The organism is Micromonospora reichwaldensis (assembly GCF_031845925.1).
Classification (GTDB): Bacteria; Actinomycetota; Actinomycetes; order Mycobacteriales; family Micromonosporaceae; genus Micromonospora; species Micromonospora reichwaldensis.
In genome coordinates, this window is record NZ_JAVRFL010000009.1 from 86,543 (window position 1) to 104,157 (window position 17,615).

The 17,615-nt window shown below is 74.8% G+C and carries 16 protein-coding genes; 7 read left to right on the forward strand and 9 right to left on the reverse strand.

The genetic code is table 11. The features are described 5' to 3' along the window. Positions 1–247 precede the first annotated feature (247 nt). Entirely contained in the window at positions 248–427 is a 180-nt protein-coding gene (locus tag RM555_RS09745) for a DUF4236 domain-containing protein (RefSeq protein ID WP_007075522.1), read from the forward strand. Between the two features lie 57 nt (positions 428–484). Here the strand turns inward: RM555_RS09745 and RM555_RS09750 are convergent, their stop codons facing one another. After that, positions 485–1,375, reverse strand: a complete 891-nt coding sequence (locus RM555_RS09750) for a hypothetical protein (RefSeq protein WP_311411443.1) — start codon at positions 1,373–1,375, stop codon at positions 485–487. Between the two features lie 134 nt (positions 1,376–1,509). Then, positions 1,510–2,031 (reverse strand): VOC family protein, encoded by a 522-nt coding sequence (locus RM555_RS09755; protein ID WP_311411444.1) that lies wholly within the window; start codon positions 2,029–2,031, stop codon positions 1,510–1,512. 50 nt (positions 2,032–2,081) lie between these two features. On the opposite strand from RM555_RS09755, the gene RM555_RS09760 reads away from it, so the two are divergent. Beyond that, positions 2,082–2,543: a MarR family winged helix-turn-helix transcriptional regulator gene (locus RM555_RS09760; RefSeq protein ID WP_311411445.1), complete on the forward strand. Its 462-nt coding sequence runs from the start codon at positions 2,082–2,084 to the stop codon at positions 2,541–2,543. Between the two features lie 57 nt (positions 2,544–2,600). Further along, positions 2,601–4,163 carry a tetratricopeptide repeat protein gene (locus tag RM555_RS09765; protein ID WP_311411446.1) on the forward strand — a complete coding sequence of 521 codons (1,563 nt, stop codon included), beginning with the start codon at positions 2,601–2,603 and terminating at the stop codon, positions 4,161–4,163. A 157-nt stretch (positions 4,164–4,320) separates the two neighbouring features. Here RM555_RS09765 and RM555_RS09770 read toward each other — a convergent pair whose 3' ends face one another. Further along, positions 4,321–5,691, reverse strand: coding sequence for a sensor histidine kinase (locus tag RM555_RS09770; protein ID WP_311411526.1), 1,371 nt, complete (start codon positions 5,689–5,691; stop codon positions 4,321–4,323). Between the two features lie 95 nt (positions 5,692–5,786). Further along, positions 5,787–6,443: a response regulator transcription factor gene (locus RM555_RS09775; protein WP_132240027.1), complete on the reverse strand. Its 657-nt coding sequence runs from the start codon at positions 6,441–6,443 to the stop codon at positions 5,787–5,789. A 93-nt stretch (positions 6,444–6,536) separates the two neighbouring features. On the opposite strand from RM555_RS09775, the gene RM555_RS09780 reads away from it, so the two are divergent. Together RM555_RS09780 and RM555_RS09785 are read left to right on the forward strand one after the other, a co-directional pair. Next, the gene (locus RM555_RS09780; protein WP_311411447.1) at positions 6,537–7,646 is read left to right on the forward strand and encodes a LolA family protein; all 1,110 of its coding nucleotides are present in this window, start codon (positions 6,537–6,539) and stop codon (positions 7,644–7,646) included. A 171-nt stretch (positions 7,647–7,817) separates the two neighbouring features. Beyond that, the gene (locus tag RM555_RS09785) at positions 7,818–10,124 is read left to right on the forward strand and encodes a HelD family protein (protein ID WP_311411448.1); all 2,307 of its coding nucleotides are present in this window, start codon (positions 7,818–7,820) and stop codon (positions 10,122–10,124) included. A 66-nt stretch (positions 10,125–10,190) separates the two neighbouring features. On the opposite strand, the gene RM555_RS09790 is transcribed toward RM555_RS09785, so the two are convergent. Next, entirely contained in the window at positions 10,191–10,598 is a 408-nt protein-coding gene (locus tag RM555_RS09790) for a hypothetical protein (protein WP_311411449.1), read from the reverse strand. 490 nt (positions 10,599–11,088) lie between these two features. On the opposite strand from RM555_RS09790, the gene RM555_RS09795 reads away from it, so the two are divergent. Next, positions 11,089–11,493 (forward strand): hypothetical protein, encoded by a 405-nt coding sequence (locus RM555_RS09795; RefSeq protein WP_151455875.1) that lies wholly within the window; start codon positions 11,089–11,091, stop codon positions 11,491–11,493. 69 nt (positions 11,494–11,562) lie between these two features. On the opposite strand, the gene RM555_RS09800 is transcribed toward RM555_RS09795, so the two are convergent. Together RM555_RS09800 and RM555_RS09805 are read right to left on the reverse strand one after the other, a co-directional pair. Further along, positions 11,563–12,522 carry a sporulation protein gene (locus tag RM555_RS09800; RefSeq protein ID WP_311411450.1) on the reverse strand — a complete coding sequence of 320 codons (960 nt, stop codon included), beginning with the start codon at positions 12,520–12,522 and terminating at the stop codon, positions 11,563–11,565. Between the two features lie 222 nt (positions 12,523–12,744). Beyond that, entirely contained in the window at positions 12,745–13,350 is a 606-nt protein-coding gene (locus tag RM555_RS09805) for a TetR/AcrR family transcriptional regulator (RefSeq protein WP_311411451.1), read from the reverse strand. A gap of 100 nt (positions 13,351–13,450) precedes the next feature. Here RM555_RS09805 and RM555_RS09810 point away from each other — a divergent pair, with 100 nt between their 5' ends. Further along, the gene (locus RM555_RS09810; protein WP_311411452.1) at positions 13,451–14,617 is read left to right on the forward strand and encodes an FAD-dependent oxidoreductase; all 1,167 of its coding nucleotides are present in this window, start codon (positions 13,451–13,453) and stop codon (positions 14,615–14,617) included. Positions 14,618–14,635: 18 nt separating this feature from the next. Here the strand turns inward: RM555_RS09810 and RM555_RS09815 are convergent, their stop codons facing one another. Together RM555_RS09815 and RM555_RS09820 are read right to left on the reverse strand one after the other, a co-directional pair. Further along, entirely contained in the window at positions 14,636–15,412 is a 777-nt protein-coding gene (locus RM555_RS09815; protein WP_311411453.1) for a DeoR/GlpR family DNA-binding transcription regulator, read from the reverse strand. Positions 15,413–15,434: 22 nt separating this feature from the next. After that, the gene (locus tag RM555_RS09820) at positions 15,435–17,585 is read right to left on the reverse strand and encodes a beta-galactosidase (RefSeq protein ID WP_311411454.1); all 2,151 of its coding nucleotides are present in this window, start codon (positions 17,583–17,585) and stop codon (positions 15,435–15,437) included. Positions 17,586–17,615 lie beyond the last annotated feature (30 nt).

A 17,615-nucleotide genomic window follows, 5' to 3' on the forward strand; every position in this document is an offset into this window, starting at 1 on the left:
CGTCATCGCCCCATGCTGCCGGGGGCCGGGGCCCCGGTCAATGCCCCTATCGGGGGCGGGATCGACGTCGGCCGACACGGCCCCGAACCCCTATGCGGGCGGGTGGGGTTCGCCTCCCTCGGACGCACAGGATCCGTCACCGCCCCTCGACACCGTCCAGTGCGGACGGGCGGGGGTTTCACGATTCGGCGATCCGGGCATGTTCGGGTTCGACAGGGCAGGGAAGGGAATCGAAGGGAGTCCGACGATGGGTCTGATGTTCCGCAAGCGCAAGAAGTACGGTCCGATCATCCTGAACTTCACCGAGAACGGCTTCTCCTCCTGGAGCATCAAGATCGGTCGCTGGTCCTGGAATTCGCGGGCCAAGGCGCACCGGGTCGACCTGCCGGGTCCGCTGTCCTGGAAGCAGGACAAGTCCCGGGCGTGAGGTCCCGAGGTCGAGCGGGGTGCCGGTGATCCACCGGCACCCCGCTCGGCGTTCGCGTCAGGACGCCGGCCCGTCCCCGCGCGCCGAGACGACCACGTCCCCGCCGAGCCGGCCGTGCTCCGGGTCGCGGGTCGCCTCCCCCGCGTCGAGCAGGCCGGTCAGCGCCCGGACGGCGTCGGACGACCGGTAGACGGTCGCCGTGAGGGCGTGGCGGCGCAGCTCGGTGACCGTACGCGGGCCGGAGCGCGCCAGCTCCGCCAGCAGCTCGCGGCGCAGCGGGCCGGGCTCCGGTGCCTCGACGACGTCGAGCAGCCGCCCCGCCGGGTCGCGGTAGCGCACGCCGGCGGCACCGTCGACCGCCCAGAGCGCCTCCTTGAACGCCTCCAGGCTCTTGTCCGACCCCGTCGCGAAGGCGAGCAGCCGCGCCGGAGCCCCGTCGGCGGGCACCAGCTCCACCTCGGTCGTCAGCGGGAACCCGGCGTCGGCGAGAGCGGCGCGCGCGGGCGTGCCAGCGGCGGTGGCGAACAGCACGTCCGCCGGCTTGCCGACCGCCGCGGCGGTCAGCACGGCGGGATCGGCGGCGGCGTCGTCCACGACGGACAGCAGGGGCGCGCCGGCCGCGCCGGCCGCCTTGACCGCCACCGGCAGCCGGGCCGGTCCGCCGGGCACGAGGTGCACGGCGACGCCCGCCGGCAGCTCCGCCTCCACGGCGCCGAGCCGGGCGGGCAGCTCCTCGGTGCCGTCGGCGAGCACCAGCACGGTGAGCTGGCGTCCCCGCAGCCGGTCGACGTGCCGGGCGACCACCCGCAGCGCGGCCTCCGCGGAGCCGGCGTCGCCGTCGGCGTACGCCAGGGCCAGGGTGGCCCGCCGGGCGCGGTGCAGCGCCCCCGGCAGCCAGGTCTCCAGGTGTCGGACGAGCAGCTCGCGCAGGACGGCGTCGGTCGGCATGCTGCCGTTCTACCGCACGCCCGTCCCGGGCCGGGCACAGCTCCCCCATCCGGACGGGACGGCGCGGCGCGCGGTCGGGGCGGCGTCCCGTCCCCGGGCCGGTCAGGACGGGACGCCGCCGGATCCCGGTCGGGTCAGGCCGGGACGGAGACGCCCACGCCGCCACGGGTCTGGCCGCCGTAGCGCCGCCGCTCGGCGTCCAGGTCGAGCCGGCCGATCCGCTTGCGGGCGGCCAGGGCGGCGTCGTCGAGCCGGTCGGCGGGCACCAGCCAGACGATCTCGAACTCCAGCCCGTCCGGGTCCTGGCCGTAGAGGCTCTTGGTGGTGCCGTGGTCGGACGCGCCGCCCAGGGCGCCGGCGGCGGCGAGCCGCTGGGCGGTCACCTCCAGCTCGTCGAGGGTGTCGACCTCCCAGGCCAGGTGGTAGAGCCCGACGGTGCCGCGGCCGGCGGTGGAGGGGCCGGTGCCCGCGCCGACCTCGAACAGGCCGAGGTCGTGGTCGTTGGTGGAGCCGGGCGCCTGGAGGAAGGCGGCGCCCCGGAAGCCGTCCGGCGTCATCGGGATCGGCCGGAAGCCCAGCACGTCGCGGTAGAAGGCGACGCTGCGGGCGAGGTCACTGACGTAGAGCACGGCGTGGTTGAGGCGGTGGATTCCCATGCCACCGACGCTAGCGCGGTTTTGTTGAACGTTCAACTATCTGGCGTATGATGGGCGTCATGACCCGCTGGCTGGACCCCGACGAGCAGCGCACCTGGCGCGCGTACCTGACCGCCTCCCGGGCGCTGACGGAGGCGCTGGACCGGGAGCTGCAACGCGACGCCGGGATGCCGCACGCCTACTACGAGATCCTGGTCCGGCTCTCCGAGGCGCCGCAGCGGCGGCTGCGGATGAGCGACCTCGCCGAGGCCAGCGGCTCCTCGCGCAGCCGGCTCTCGCACGCCGTGGCCCGGCTGGAGGCGGCCGGCTGGGTCCGCCGCGAGGAGTGCCCCACCGACCGGCGCGGGCAGATCGCCGTCCTCACCGACGAGGGATTCGCCACCCTCGCCGCCGCCGCGCCCGGCCACGTCGAGGGGGTACGCCGGCACCTGTTCGACGCGTTGAGCCCGGCCCAGGTGGACCAGTTGCGCCGGATCAGCGAGACGCTCGCCGCACACCTGACCGGTTCTTGACCAATACACTCCCGCTCGGGTCTTGTACTTACCGTCGTCGGATGAGCACGATGGGGCGTGCCTTCCGGCTTCGGTGAACTGACTGACCAGGCGCACCACCTGGTGTCCTCCGGCGACCTCGCCGGTGCCCAACGGCTGCTCGCCGACGCGCTGACCGACGCCGACCCGCGTCCGGCCAACGCCACACCCGAGCTGGCCGAGGCGGCCAGCCTCCAGGCCCGCGTGCTGGTCGCCCTCGGCGAGCCGCACTCGGCCCGGGGCTGGGCCGCCTTCGCGTACGCGGCCGCGACCCGGCTGCACGGGCGCTCCGACCAGCGCACAGTGGCCGCCGCGGCCACCCTCGCGGCGGTGCTGCACCGGGTCGGCAGCTGGTCCCGCGCCGCCCGGCTCTACCAGGAAGTGATCATCGAGCTGACCGCGCTCGACGGTCCCGAGTCGCTGCGGGTGCTCGCCGCCCACGCCGACCTGGCCACCGTGGAGTACGCGCGCGGCCAGTGCCAGGTGGCCCGCGACCGGCTGCTGGACGCCTGGGAGCTGCACCGCGAGGTCTACGGCGACGGGCACCCCAGCGGCATCAAGATGCTGGCCCGGCTCGGCGCGATGCGGCGCGACTGCGGGCAGTTCGCCGAGGCGCACGACAACCTGGCGCTGGCCCGGGAGCTGTGCCGACAGCACCTGCCGGCGGACGACCCGCTGGCCACACAGGTGGCGGGGCTGGCCAGGGCGGCGGCCAACCCGGACCACGTCTGCGCCGACACCGCACCCGTCGAGCGGGACGGTCCGATCGTGCCGTCCGCGCGCACCCCGCCCCCGGGCGACGGTCCGGCGACGGCACAGCACCCCTCGCAGGCGGGCTACCGCCCGGCGGAGCCGGACCCGTACGCCGGGCCGCCGCACGTGGTGCCGACGCCCCGGCAGCCGACGGAGGACCCGCCGCCCGGCTGGTGGCCCCCCGAGGCCGACGCCGGGGACGGGCCGGCCGACAGCGCCGTGCCGCCGGCGGTCGTCCCCCTGGCCGGCGGCGCCACCGAGGCGACCGAGGGGGTGCACCGGGTCCGCCAGCCCGGCGCGCCCGAGGAGCCCTACCAGCCGTCGCGGCTGCTGCCGGTGCCGGTGCACCGCGCGCCGGCCCGGCGCGCCAACCGGCTACTGCCGCTCGCCGTCGGCGGCGTCGCGGTGGTGCTGCTGGGCACGGTCGCGGTGATCACCGGGGTGGCCGGGATGGACGGTGCCCCCGACCCGGCGCCGCCGGCGGCCACCGGCGCACCGGCCTCCACTCGGGCCGGGGACCCGGCCGGCACGGGCGCCCCGTCGGCCGCCGGCCCCACGGCCGGGGCCATGGCCTCCCCCGGCAGCCCGCCGGGTTCGGTGACGCTGCGGGACAACCGCGACAACGTGGCGCTGCGCTGGACGTACCCGGCCGGCGGGGAGGGCCCCGTGATCATCTCGGGTGGCCGGGTCGGCCAGGCGCAGACGGCCTTCGCCAACCTGCCCGCCGGCACCACCGCGTTCGTCGTCTACGGACTGAACCGCAGCACCGACTACTGCTTCACCGTCGCGGTCGTGTGGTCGACCGACACGATCGCCCGCGCGCAACAGGTCTGCACCCGCCGCGGCTGACGGGCCGTCGCGGCTGACGGGCCGTCGCGGGTCCCGGTCCGTCGCGGGTCCCGGGCCGTCGTGCCTGGCGGCCCGCCGCGGGTCCCGGGTGGCGCGGCGCTGATCGCGGACGCGCCGGGCGGTCCGGCTGGGCCACCGGCCGGCGTGGCCCGGTCCCTCAGGGCCGCTCCGGGTCGGGCAGGGCCGGCAGCAGCAGCCGTACCCGCAGTCCCGGACCGCCGTCCCGGCCGGGGTGGGCGTCGGCCAGGACGATGCCGCCGCCGGCCCGGCGGACCAGCTCGCGCACGATGGCCAGCCCGAGGCCGGCGCCGCCGTCGTCGCGGGCGCGGGCGTCGTCGAGCCGGGTGAACCGCCCGAAGACCCGCTCCCGGTCCGCGGCAGGGATCCCCGGCCCGTCGTCGGTCACCGTCACCAGGTGGTACGCCCCGTCGCCGGCGCCGCTGCCCCCCGCTCCCCGGCCGGCGGTCAGCACCACCTCGCCGTGGGCGTGCCGGACCGCGTTGTCGACCAGGTTGGTGAGGATCCGGCGCAGCTCGTCGGGGTCGCCCTCGGTCCACAGCGGCGTCGCGGGCGCGTCGAGGCGCACCGGCGGCGACGGATACCGGGCGGCCACGGCCGCCAGCAGGGCCCCCACCTCGACCGGCCCGGTGGCCCGCGCAGTCGGCCGCTCGTCGAGCCGGGCCAGCAGCAACAGGTCGTCGACGAGCCGACCGAGCCGCTCGGTGTCGGCGAGCAGGTTCGCCGACACCGCCGTCCAGTCCGTCCGGTCGGCGAGCCGCCGGGCGACCTCCAGCTCGGTACGGATGTTCGTCAGCGGGCTGCGCAGCTCGTGGGCGGCGTCGGCGACGAACGCCCGCTGCCGGTCCCGGGCCGACTCCAGCCGGCCCAGCATCCCGTTGAGCGTGACCGCGAGCCGATGGATCTCGTCCTGCGACGCCGGTACGGGCAGCCGCCCGCCCCCGTCCCGCCCGGTGATCTCCTCGGCGCCCCGGCGCAGCGCCTCCACCGGGCGCAGGGTCGCGCCGACCACCCGCCACGCCACGGCGGCCAGCACCGCTACCAGCAGCGGGAAGCTCACCAGCAGGATGGTCCGTACGACGTGCGCGCTGTGCCGTACGTCCGCCAGCGACCGGGCCACCAGGACGGTGCGCGGGTCGGCGGCGGTGCCCGCCGGTACGGTGACCACCCGCACCGGCCCGGCCAGGCCGACCCGCTCCCCCGACACCGTCAGCCGCTGCCGCGCGCCGGTGTCGATCCGTTCCGGCGACACCATCGGCACCAGCCGGTCGGCGTCGATCGAGGCGGCCCGCACCCTGCCCTCGGCGTCGATCACCTGCACCCGGACCTGTCCACCGGCCACCGGCAGCGGATCGGGCAGGACCTCCTCGGCGGCGAGCAGCGCGACCGCGTCGGCGGTCTGGAACGCCTCGGTGTCCACGGCGCGTTGCAGGGCCCAGCCCAGCACGGCGAGCAGGACGAGCCCGCCGACGGCCAGTCCCCCCGACACCCCGAGCACCCCGACCGCCATCAGCCGCCCGCGCAGCCCGAGCGCGCCACGCACCCCGCGAAGGAAGGGCACCTTCCTATCGCGTACGCGATAGGAAGGTGCCCTTCCTTCGCTCTTCACGGGGCGAGCCGGTAGCCGGCGCCCCGGACCGTCTCCAGACGCTCCCGGCCGATCTTGCGCCGCAGGTACCCGACGTAGACCTCGACGGCGTTGGGGGCCGTCTCGACGCTGGCGTCCCAGACGTGGTCGAGCAGCTCCGTCTTGGAGACCACCTCGCCGGGGCGGCGCATCAGGTAGTCGAGCAGCGCGAACTCGCGGCTGGTCAGCGCGACCTCGGCGTCGGCCCGGGTCACCCGCCGCCGGGCCGGGTCGAGCCGGAGGTCGCCGACCGCGAGGACCGTGGGGCGTTCGGGGGCGCCGCGACGCAACAGGGCCCGCAGCCGGGCCAGCAGCACGACGTACGAGAAGGGCTTGGTGAGGTAGTCGTCGGCCCCGCAGTCCAGCCCGTCGGCCTGGTCGTACTCACCGTCCTTCGCCGAGAGCATGAGCACCGGGAGCCAGTGCTCCTCGGCGCGCAGCCGGCGCACCAGCTCGTAGCCGGAGAGCCCGGGCAGCATCACGTCGAGGATCATCGCGTCGTAGCCGCCGTGCCGGGCCGCGTCGAGCCCCGCCGGGCCGGTCGCCGCCACGTCCACCGCGAACCCCTCGGCCTGCAGACCCCGTTGCAGGGCGGACGCCAGCCGCGACTCGTCCTCCACCACCAGCAACCGCACGGGGTCAAGGGTGCCACCCGTGCGGACGGTCGTACGGTCGTCCTCAGCGCCCTCACAGCGTCGTTCGGGCAGGATGTCGGCAGGAGGTGTCACATGTCCGTCCTGAAGAGCCGTCCCGTCCTGCGCTGGCTGGTCCCGGTGACCGCCGTCGTGACCGTCATCGGTGGCGGCGCCGCGCTCGGCACGTTCGCCGCCCAGGCCGAGCCGAGCCTGCCGCCGCGTACCGCCGCCCAACTCCTGGTCGACCTGCAGACCTCCCGGCTGGAGGGGCTCTCCGGCACGGTCGTGCAGCGCGCCGACCTGGGCCTACCGCCGCTGGCCGGCCTGGTCGCCGGCGACGGCCCCGCCGGCCTGCTGACCGGCACGCACACGCTGCGGGTCTGGCACTCCGGGCCCGACCGGCAGCGCGTCGCCCTCGTGGACACGCTCGGCGAGCGGGACGTCATCCGCAACGGCCGCGACGTGTGGGCCTGGAACAGCCGGTCCAACACCGCCACCCACCGCACGCTGCCCGAGGGCGCCGCCGGGGCCGAGAGCCGGGAGCTGCCGGTCACCCCCGGGGAGGCGGCCGACCGGGCCCTGGCGGCGATCAGCCCGAGCACCGAGGTGAGCGTCGGCCGGTCCGCCACGGTCGCCGGCCGGGACGCGTACGAGCTGGTGCTCGCCCCGCGCGACGCCGCCTCGCTGGTGCACCAGGTGCGCATCGCCATCGACGCGCGCCAGCACGTGCCGCTGCGCTTCGAGGTCTTCGCCGACGGCAGCGACAAGCCGGCCTTCGAGATGGCCTTCACCCAGGTGTCGTACGCCCGGCCGGACGCCGAGCAGTTCACCTTCAACCCGCCGCCCGGGGTGAAGGTGACCGAGGAGACCGCCGGGAGGCAGCCCGCCGACGCGCCCGGGAAGCGCCCGGCGCACGGCGAGCGGCCGGACGTGCGTACCGTCGGCGAGAGCTGGGCCACGGTGGTGGTCGCGCGGCTCGACGGTGCCGGCGCGCCCGCCGACCGGGCCGGGGCCGCCCCTGCCGGGGACGGGTCGACCGGCGACCCGGCGGCGCTGCTCGGCAGGCTGCCGAAGGTCAGCGGTGACTGGGGCAGCGGCCGGCTGCTGACCGGGAAGCTGTTCAGCGCGCTGCTCACCGACGACGGCCGGCTCATTGCCGGAGCGGTGACGCCGGAGCGGCTCTACGAGGTCGCCAGGGGCTGAGGACCGGCAGTCCGGGGGCCCGCCACGTGGCGGGCCCCCGCTGTCTGTGCGGGGCGGCCTGTGGCGTGGCCCGGCGCGCTTGGTCGCGACGGCCGGCGCACGGTATCTTTCTCAGTTCAGGCAACAAAAAGAACGGCCATCGAAAGCCGTTCCGAGAGAGATGCTAACCAAATGGGAGACGGCTTGTCAAGGCATTCCGCCGATTCCGCCGAATTGCAGTCCGATGACGAAATCGGCCGCGAACAGGAATACGTCTCGATGCTCTACCGCCGGCTGGACGAGCTGCGCGAGCAGGCGTCCCAACGGTTGACCGAGGAGCTGCGGGCGACCGGTGGCACCCTCCAGGCCCGCTCCCAGCGCGACAGCGCGGTGCGGATGTACGCCGACCAGGTCGAGCAGCTCTCCGCCGTCGAGAGCGGCCTCTGCTTCGGCCGGCTCGACACCGACGACGGCGGCCCGCACTACATCGGCCGGATCGGCATCTTCGACACCGGCGGCGACTACGACCCGCTGCTGATGGACTGGCGTGCCCCGGCGGCCCGCGCCTTCTACCTCGCCACCGCGGCCAACTCCCAGGGAGTGCGCCGCCGTCGGCACCTGCGCACCCGGGAACGCAAGGTGATCGCCCTCAACGACGAGGTGCTTGACCTGGACACCGCCTCCCCCACCGCGCACGAGGAGCTGACCGGCGAGGCGTCGCTGCTCGCCGCGCTCAACGCCGGGCGCACCGGCCGGATGCGCGACATCGTCGAGACCATCCAGGCCGAGCAGGACCGGATCATCCGCGCCGACCTGCCGGGCGTACTGGTCGTGCAGGGTGGCCCCGGCACCGGCAAGACCGCCGTCGCGCTGCACCGCGCGGCGTACCTGCTCTACACCCACCGCGAGCAGCTCTCCACCCGGGGCGTGCTCATGGTCGGCCCGAACGCCACGTTCCTGCGCTACATCTCCCAGGTGCTCCCGGCGCTGGCCGAGACGGGCGTGCTCCTGCGGACGCAGGGCGACCTCTTCCCGGGGGTCAGCGCCCGCCGCGCCGAGCCCGCCGAGACCGCCGCGCTCAAGGGCCGCGCGGTGCTGGTCGAGGTGCTGGCCGCCGCCGTACGGGACCGGCAGTGGGTGCCCGACGAGCCGCTGGAGATCGCGCTGCCGCAGCAGGAGGTGCTGCTGCTCGACCCGGAGACCGTCCGCGCCGCCCGGGAGCGGGCCCGCCGTTCCGAGCGGCCGCACAACCTGGCCCGGGCGCTCTTCGACGTCGAGATCATCCACGCCCTCGCGGCCCAGGTCGCCGAGCGCATCGGCGCGGACCCGCTGGGCGGGGAGAACCTGCTCGACGAGGCCGACGTGGCGGAGATCCGCCGCGAGCTGCGCGAGGAGCCCGAGGTGCGGGCCGTACTGGACCAGCTCTGGCCGGTGCTCACCCCGCAGCGCCTGCTCGCCGACCTGTACGCCTCCACCGACCGGATCGCCGTCGCCGCGCCCATGCTCACCGGGGCCGAGCGGGCCATGCTGCACCGCGAGCCGGGCGGCTGGACGCCGGCCGACGTCCCGCTGCTCGACGAGGCGGCCGAGCTGCTCGGCGAGGACGAGCGCGCCGCCGCCGCCCGCCGGGAGCGGATCCGGGCCCTGCAACGGGAGTACGCCGAGGGCGTGCTGGAGATCGCCCGGGGCTCCCGCTCCATCGACGTGGAGGACGAGGCCGACGGCGGTGAGATCCTCGGCGTCACCGACCTGATCGACGCCGACCGGCTGCTGGAGCGGCAGGAGGAGGCGGACCGGCTGACCACCGCCCAGCGGGCCGCGGCCGACCGGGGCTGGGCCTTCGGGCACGTGATCGTCGACGAGGCGCAGGAGCTCTCGCCCATGGCCTGGCGGCTGCTGATGCGCCGCTGCCCGAGCCGCTCGATGACCATCGTCGGCGACGTGGCGCAGACCGGCGCGCTGTCCGGCACCCCGTCCTGGGCCGACGCGCTGGAGCCGTACGTGGCGCAGCGCTGGCGGCTGGAGGAGCTGACCGTCAGCTACCGCACCCCGGCCGAGATCATGGCGGTCGCCGCGGACGTGCTCACCGAGATCGACCCGGCGCTGCGCCCACCCCGCTCCGTACGCTCCAGCGGTGTCCCGCCGTGGGACCACGCGGTGGCACCCGAGCGCCTGGCGGCGGAGCTGGTCGCCGCCACCACCCGGGAGGCCGCCGGCCTGGACGACGGCCGGCTCGGCGTGATCGTGCCGACCGGTCGGGTCGACGAGCTGGGCGCCGCGCTCACCGCCGCCCTGCCCGAGGCGGCCATCGGCGAGGACCCGGAGCTGGAGAGCCGCGTGGTGGTGCTCACCGTCGGCCAGGCCAAGGGCCTCGAATTCGACTCGGTCGTCCTGGTCGACCCCGACCGCATCGTGGCGGAGTCGCCCCGAGGCCGCAGCGACCTCTACGTCGCCCTCACCCGCGCCACCCAGCGCCTGGGCATCATCCGCCCCACCTGATCCGCCGACCCCGTTGCGCCCGCCGGCCCCGTTGCGTCCGCCGGCCCCTGCGGCCTGGTCGGCGGGTCACTCCGGGGTGAAGTCGCCGACCTGGCTGGCGGTGCCGGACTGGTCGCTGGTGGACCCGCCCGCCGGCGTGCTCAGGCCGCCGGTGGTGGCGTCACCCGTGGTGGTCGGTGCCACCTTGCCGGGGTGCCGCTCCGGCTGGCGTGCCACCCGGCGCACGCTGGCCGGGCCGGCGGTGCCGCCGGTCGTGGTGACGGCGCCCTGCCCCCGCGTCGGCCCGCCGTCGCGCAGCACCTCCGGGTCGACCGGAACGTGCGCCGGGTCGTCCGGGTCCTCGTCCTGGATGACCCGCTGCACGTCGGTAGGGGGCACGGTCACCTCGTCGAGAACGCCCTCGCCGTAGACGCCACCGGCGATCCGCTCCTCGGCCTGCCGGGCGGCGTCCTGTCGCACGTCGTCCTCACGCATGTCCATCACCTCACAGGAGTGGTCGGTCCGACATGCGTGCCCGCCACCCCCACCAACAAACCCGCCCCGCCTGTCGCCCGCTGTCCTGCCGCCCCGCCCCACCCTGCCGTCCCGCCCCACCGTCCCGCCGTCCCGCCCACACCCGGCGTCGATCATGCAGTCGTGGTGCCCGCCAGATACCCATTCAGGCGTTTTGCACCCCACCACAACTGCATGATCGGCGCCGGACTTCGGGGCGCGGGCCGGGCTTTCGCGGCGAGGCGGGGGCTCTCGCGGCGAGGGCCGGGATTTCGGGACGAGGGCGGGGGTGGGGCCGGGTGGGGTGCAGGAGCCGGGGGCAAGTATCCGGGGTGCCGTGGGGGTTACTGCTCCCGTCGGGTCGGGTAGACGGCGGGTGCCCCCGCCATGCACGCGAACCGTGCCGTGGCCGACACGCGGTAGCGGGGCGAGGGAACGCAGGTACGACTCATCGCATCCTGAGGAGGACAAGATGAGCACGCAGGCTGCTTCCACCAGGCCGATGAACCGGCCGACGCAGGACGCGCCCAACCGGGCGATGCAGGACCGGGCCATGCAGGACCGGGCGATGCAGGAGACGCCCACCCGCCCGATGCCGATGATGCACGACGGGCACCGGGAGGCCATGCAGGCACCCGGCACGGAGACCAAGCCGTCGCTGCGTACGACCGAGTTCTGGGTCTACATCGCGGCCGTGATCGGCGTGCTGGCCGCCTCGCAGCTGGTCGGCCAGAACTCGACCGGAGTGGACATCTTCCGGGCCGACAACGCCTGGTTCATGATCACGCTGCTGACCATCGGGTACCTGGGTAGCCGTGGTCTGGCCAAGGCCGGCAGCAACTGGCGCAGTGGTGAGGAGCGCAAGGCCCGGCACTGACCGGGCTACGCACCACGGCAACGGTGGCCCCCGGGACTACGGTCCCGGGGGCCACCGTCGTGCGTGGACCTACTCCTCGAAGCCGCCGAAGTCCTCGCCGTCACCCTCGAAGGCGTCGCCGATCATGTCGCCGACGATCATGCCCCCGACGGCTCCCATCGCGGCACCGGCGACGACGCCGCCCATGCCGACGCCGCGGCCGTGACCGTGACCGTGCCCGTGACCGCCGAAGCCGTGCGCGCCGCGCAGGCTGCCGTAGCGGGACGTCGTCTCCCGCAGCCAGCCGTCGACGACCTGGACCCAGTCCGTCTTGTCGGCGTCGGCGTGCGAGAGCCGGTAGTGGCCGAAGGCGTCGTGCCCGGGGGTCAGGAAACCGCCGCGCTTGTCGCACTCCAGGATGACCTCGACGCCGTGCGGGCTGGTCACGAAGGTCAGCTCGACCTCGTTGATGGTGCTCGCGTACTGGGGCGAGGCGAAGAACTCGATCTCCTGGTAGAACGGCAGCGTCTGCTGCGTGCCCCGGATGTGACCGCGCTCCAGGTCGGCGTGCTTGAACCGGAAGCCGAGCCGCTGGAACGCCTCCAGGATCCGCTCGTGCACCGGCAGCGGGTGCACGTTGACCTGGTCCAGGTCGCCCTTGTCTACCGCCCGGGCGATGGCCAGCTCGGTGCGCAGCCCCATCGTCATGCCGCGCAGCCGCTGGCCGTAGACGTCGGTGATCGGCGTCTCCCACGGGACCGGGAGCTGGAACGGCAGGGAGAGCTGCTGCTTCGGGGCGAGCTGGAACGCGCCGCTGACCGGCAGCCGGTGGAACTCCATCACGCCGGCGTACTCGGTGTCACCGCCCTCGATCTCGACCCGGGTGACCAGGCTGACGACGACCTGCTCGACGTTGGCCGGGGCGTCCCCGCCCTGCAGGTTGACCTGTCCCTCGAGGGTCAGGCCGGGGCGGGTGTTCGGGTTGGTCAGGACGGTGTCGACGCTCGGCCCGCCCACTCCGAACGCGCTCAACATCTTCTTGAAGACCATTGGAACTCCCGTGCAAAGACACCGCACTCCACCCTGGAGCCGGTCGCTGACTGGTCGGGACACTACGCGGAAGCGCTGTGAAGTGCCTGTGAGAGCCCGGCCGCCGCCCGGCGTGGGGACGACGCGGGCGTCCCGGTGATCAGGACGCCATGGACCTCAAAACGGCGGGGTAACGTCCATGGCGTCCGCGCATCCGCAGGAGCGGGACGGCCAGGGCGCGGATCACGCCTTCGGGGCGGCGACAGCGGGAGAGTCTCCGGTGAGCGCGGCCACCGCCCGCTGGATGCGAAGGTGGGCTGCCGGTTCGGTGCCGCCCGTGAGGGCGACGTGGTGCAGCACGCCGACCACCGCCAGGGCCAGCGCCTCCACGTCGGCGCCGCCGGCCACCCGTCCGAGTTGCCGCTCAGCGGCCAGGTAGCCGGCGACGGCGTGCTCGACCGCCTCCAGGCCGGCGGTCCCACCGCCCAGCACCGTCTCGACCTGTGTCACCAGGTCGGGCCGGAAGGCCATCAGCCGGGCCAGTGCCAGCAGCGTCTCCATCGGCGTAGCCAGGATGGCCTGGTGGAGGTTGCCGGCGACCGTCCCGGACCCGGCGCGCTCCGGGAGGCCGGCCACCTCGCCGGAGACCACGAAGGACCGGTCGATCCAGTACCCGACCAGGAAGTCGTCGAAGTTCGCGAAGTGCGCGTAGAGCAGCCCGGTGGCGACGCCGGCCTCGCGCGTCACGGCCCTGCCGGTGAGCCGGCTCGGTCCGTCTCGCACGATCAGCCGCTCGACGGCGGCGAAGAGCTGCTGCCGAATCTCCGGGATGGCTACTCCGCGCGGCATCCCTGAAGTCTAGGCGGTGCCGCTGCCCCTCGTTGCGCCCGGTATGAACAGTCGCTCATACTAGTTTGAGCGAACGCTCATTCTGACTCGGGAGTGCTGGATGAAACGTGCAGTGATCGTGGGGGCGGGCATAGCCGGGCTGGCCACCGCGCTGCGACTCGGACGCGACGGATGGCACACGGTCGTGGTGGAACGCGCTCCCGCCCGACGCAGCAGCGGCTACATGGTCAACCTGATCGGCCCGGGCTACGACGCCGCCGAGCGCCTCGGCCTGCTCACCGCGCTGTCCGCGTACGACCTGGGTCTGTTCACCACCGTGCTCGTCCGCGCCGACGGACGGCCCAAGTTCACGGTGCCGTCCAGCCTCGCCGAGGCCGCCCTCGGCGACCGGGCCGTGTCGGTGTTCCGCGGCGACCTGGAGTCGACGCTGTACGAGGCGGTGCGCGACCGCGCCGACATCCGCTTCGGCACCACCGTCACGTCCCTGGAGCAGGACCCCGAGCGGGTACGGGTGGTGCTGAGCGACGGCACCGTGGAACACGCCGACCTGCTCGTCGGCGCCGACGGGGTGCACTCCGCCACGCGGACGGCCGCGTTCGGCTCCGGCTTCCAGGTCGATCTGCCGTACGTCGTGGGCGCCTTTCCCCTGGCCCACCCGGTGGCGGGCGTGCCGGATTCCTCAGCCACCACGTTCATCGGCCCGGGACGCACGGCGGCGATCGTCAACCTGGGCCCGCGGCGGTCGTCGGCGTTCTTCACGTACCGCAGCGCGGACCCGGCCGCCGACCTGCGGCGCGGAGCGGTGGAGGCGCTCGACGCGGCGTTCGGGGATCTCGGCGGGGGCGTCCCCGACGCGATCCGCCACCTCGGGAAGGACCCGGCCGGCGCCTACTTCGACGCGATCAGCCAGGTGGTGATGCCACGCTGGAGCACCGGCCGGATCGTGCTGCTCGGGGACGCGGCCTGGTGCGTCACGCTCTTCGCCGGACACGGGGCGACCCTCGCGCTCGCCGGCGCGGACCAGCTCGGCGCCGCCCTGCAACGGCACGACCACGTGCCTGCGGCACTGACGGAGTGGGAGGCGGGACTGCGCCCGGAAGCCATCAAACGGCAGGCGCTCGCCCGGCGCGGAATGCTCCAGTACGCGCCGCCGAGCCGGTTCCACGTGTGGATGGGCGACGTGACCATCCGGGCGATGACCCTCCCGGGTGTGCGCGGTCTCGTCCGGCGTGGCATCGAGCGCGCGAACCGCAGGGCCGTGCCGTGACCCACGCGCTCGGGCCGGTCAGTCGGTTCCGACGACGATCAGCTCGCCCACCTGGCCGGCGAGCTGGTCGCGCGCCTCCTCGGGCAGCCCGGCGTCGGTGACGAGCACGTCGGCCTCGGAGAGCGGGGCGATGGTGGCCATTCCGATCGTCTCCCACTTGGTGTGGTCGGCCAGCACCACCAGGCGCCGGGCCGCACCGACCAGGCACCGGTCGGTGCCCGCCTCCAGCAGGTTCGGCGTGGTGAATCCGGTGCGCGGGCTCATCCCGTGTACGCCGAGGAAGAGCACGTCGACGTTGAGGGCGCTGATCGCCGCCTCGGCCACCGGCCCGGTCAGGGCGTCCGACGGGGTACGGATCCCGCCGGTCAGCACGACCGTCTGGTCGGCGCCCGGATGCTGGTGCAGGGCCTCGGAGACGGGGATGGAGTTGGTCACCACGGTCAGGCCGCGTACGTCGGCCAGCAGGGTGGCCAGCGCGGCGGTCGTGGTGCCGGCGGAGAGCGCGACGGCCATGCCGGGCTCGACCAGGGCTGCGGCCCGTTCGGCGATGGCCCGCTTCTCGGCCCGCTGCCGCAGCGACTTCGCGGCGAAGCCGGGCTCGTCGCCGGGTCCGGGGCCGACCAGGGTCGCGCCGCCGTGGACCTTGTCGACCAGCCCCCGCTCGGCCAGCACCTCCAGGTCGCGCCGGATCGTCATGTCGGAGACGCCGAAGCGGCCCACCAACTGGCTGACCCGCACGCCGCCGCGCTGCCGGATCATCTCGAGGATCGCGGCCTGTCGCTGTCGGGCCAGCATCCGGGGGACCTCCTTCGCGCCGTCACGCCGCGGACGAGCGGGCCGCCGCACCGCCGGACGAGCGGGCCGCCGCACCGCCGGATGCACGGGCCGGGCCGTCCGATGCACCGGCCGGGTCGTCCGACGTGTGGACCGGGTCGTCCGACGTGCGGGCCGGGTCGCCGGACGCGCGGGCCGCGGCGGCGGTCGGCGCCTCGCGGATGACGGCCACCTCGCCGGCCGGCACGACCAGGTCTCCGGAGCAGCCCGCGCCGGTCAGCAGTTCCACGCCGGCGGCGTCGAGCCGGGCGTCGGCGTCGGTGTGGTTGATGACGAAGAGCCAGCTGCGGTCGCCGGCGCGGCGCCGGACCACCTCCACCTCGGCGGGGACCCGCGCCGCCGGGCGTACCCCCGACTCGGCCACCAGCCGGGCCACCAGCCGCTCCGTCGCCGCCGCGTCCAGCCGGGTGCCGACGTACCAGGCCGCGCCCGCGCCGACCGGGTGCCGGGTCAGCGCCGGCACGCCCGGCAGGGGCCCGTCGGCGTACGCGGCGAGCACCTGCGCGCCCTCGGGGTGCAGCCACTCCGTCCACACGTCGGCGACCGAGCCGTCGTCGAGGGTGACCCGCTCCCCCGCCCGCAGCGGGAAGAACTCCTCGACGCGGACGCCCAGCAGTTCGCGGAACGCCCCCGGGTAGCCGCCGAGGCGGATGTGGTCGTGCTCGTCGACGATGCCGCTGAAGTACGTGACCAGGGCGGTCCCGCCGGCCTCGACGTACGCGTGCAGCGCCGCGGCGTGCACGTCGCGCACCAGGTAGAGGGTGGGCGCCAGCACCAGCCGGTAGCGGGACAGGTCGGTGGCCGGGTGCACGACGTCGGCGGTGATCCCGGCCCGCCACAGCGCGTCGTGCAGCGCGCCGAGGCGGTCGGCGTACGTGACGTCGACGGTGGGGTGCGAGTCCAGCTCGGCGCCCCACCACGCCTCGTAGTCGAACAGGATCGCCACCTCGGCGTCGACCCGGCTGCCGCGTACCTCGGCGAGGGCCCGCAGGTCCGCGCCGAGCCGGCACACCTCGCGGAACACCTTGGTCTCCGGGCCGGCGTGCGGCAGCAGCGCGGAGTGGAACTTCTCCGCCCCGGCGCGCGAGGCCCGCCACTGGAAGAAGAGCACCCCGTCCGCGCCGCGCGCCACGTGCGCCAGGCTGTTGCGGCGCAACTGGCCGGGGGCCTTGGCGACGTTGCGCGGCTGCCAGTTGACGGCGCTGGTGGAGTGCTCCATCAGCAGCCACGGGTCGCCGCCGGCGACGCCCCGGGTGTGGTCGGCCGCGAGGGCGAGCCCGACGTGGGCACGCGGGTCGGCGGCGGTGAGGTAATGGTCGTTGGCGACGACGTCCACGTCGGACGCCCAGGAGTGGTAGTCGAGGTATTTGATGCCGGTGCCGATCATGAAGTTCGTGGTGACCGGCTGGCGGACCAGGCGCGTGAGCACCTCGCGCTCGGCGCGTAGTTGGCCGCGCTGCTCGTCGGAGGAGAAGCGCAGGAAGTCCAGTTGCTGGGTGGGGTTGGCGAAGGTCGGCGCCGTGCGCGGCGGGTTGATCTCGGCCCAGTCGCCGTAGCGCTGGCTCCAGAAGGCGGTGCCCCAGGCGTCGTTGAGCCCGTCCAGGTCGCCGTAGCGCTCGCGCAGCCAGCGGCGGAACGCCTCGGCGCTGACGTCGCAGTAGCAGTGCACGTTGTGGCAGCCCAGTTCGTTGGAGACGTGCCACATGGCCACGGCGGGGTGGTCGGCGTAGCGGGTGGCGAGGGCCTCGACCAGGGCCAGCGACCGCTCGCGGAACACCGGCGAGCTGGGGCAGTACGCCTGCCGGCCGCCCGGCCAGAGGATCGCGCCGTCGGCGCGCCGGGGCAGCGTCTCCGGGTACCGGTGGGCGAGCCACGGGGGCGGGCTGGCGGTGGCGGTGGCCAGGTCGACCGAGATCCCGCCGCCGTGCAGCACGTCGATCGCCCGGTCCAGCCAGCCGAACTCGTACGCGCCGGGGGTGGGCTCCAGCAGCGCCCAGGAGAAGATCCCCACCGACACCATATTCACCCCGGCCCGGCGCATCAGCGCGACGTCCTCGGCCCAGGTGGACTCGGGCCACTGCTCGGGGTTGTAGTCGGCACCGAACCAGATGTCGTCACCCTGCCATCGCCGCATGGATGCAGAGCGTGCCCGGCCGAGGCAGCC

Coding starts and splice junctions, on each gene's coding strand:
- RM555_RS09745 (WP_007075522.1), top strand. CDS start 248: ATGGGTCTGATGTTCCGCAAGCGCAAGAAGTACGGTCCGATCATCCTG.
- RM555_RS09750 (WP_311411443.1), bottom strand. CDS start 1,375: ATGCCGACCGACGCCGTCCTGCGCGAGCTGCTCGTCCGACACCTGGAG.
- RM555_RS09755 (WP_311411444.1), bottom strand. CDS start 2,031: ATGGGAATCCACCGCCTCAACCACGCCGTGCTCTACGTCAGTGACCTC.
- RM555_RS09760 (WP_311411445.1), top strand. CDS start 2,082: ATGGGCGTCATGACCCGCTGGCTGGACCCCGACGAGCAGCGCACCTGG.
- RM555_RS09770 (WP_311411526.1), bottom strand. CDS start 5,691: ATGGCGGTCGGGGTGCTCGGGGTGTCGGGGGGACTGGCCGTCGGCGGG.
- RM555_RS09780 (WP_311411447.1), top strand. CDS start 6,537: ATGTCCGTCCTGAAGAGCCGTCCCGTCCTGCGCTGGCTGGTCCCGGTG.
- RM555_RS09785 (WP_311411448.1), top strand. CDS start 7,818: ATGGGAGACGGCTTGTCAAGGCATTCCGCCGATTCCGCCGAATTGCAG.
- RM555_RS09790 (WP_311411449.1), bottom strand. CDS start 10,598: ATGCGTGAGGACGACGTGCGACAGGACGCCGCCCGGCAGGCCGAGGAG.
- RM555_RS09795 (WP_151455875.1), top strand. CDS start 11,089: ATGAGCACGCAGGCTGCTTCCACCAGGCCGATGAACCGGCCGACGCAG.
- RM555_RS09800 (WP_311411450.1), bottom strand. CDS start 12,522: ATGGTCTTCAAGAAGATGTTGAGCGCGTTCGGAGTGGGCGGGCCGAGC.
- RM555_RS09805 (WP_311411451.1), bottom strand. CDS start 13,350: ATGCCGCGCGGAGTAGCCATCCCGGAGATTCGGCAGCAGCTCTTCGCC.
- RM555_RS09810 (WP_311411452.1), top strand. CDS start 13,451: ATGAAACGTGCAGTGATCGTGGGGGCGGGCATAGCCGGGCTGGCCACC.
- RM555_RS09815 (WP_311411453.1), bottom strand. CDS start 15,412: ATGCTGGCCCGACAGCGACAGGCCGCGATCCTCGAGATGATCCGGCAG.
- RM555_RS09820 (WP_311411454.1), bottom strand. CDS start 17,585: ATGCGGCGATGGCAGGGTGACGACATCTGGTTCGGTGCCGACTACAAC.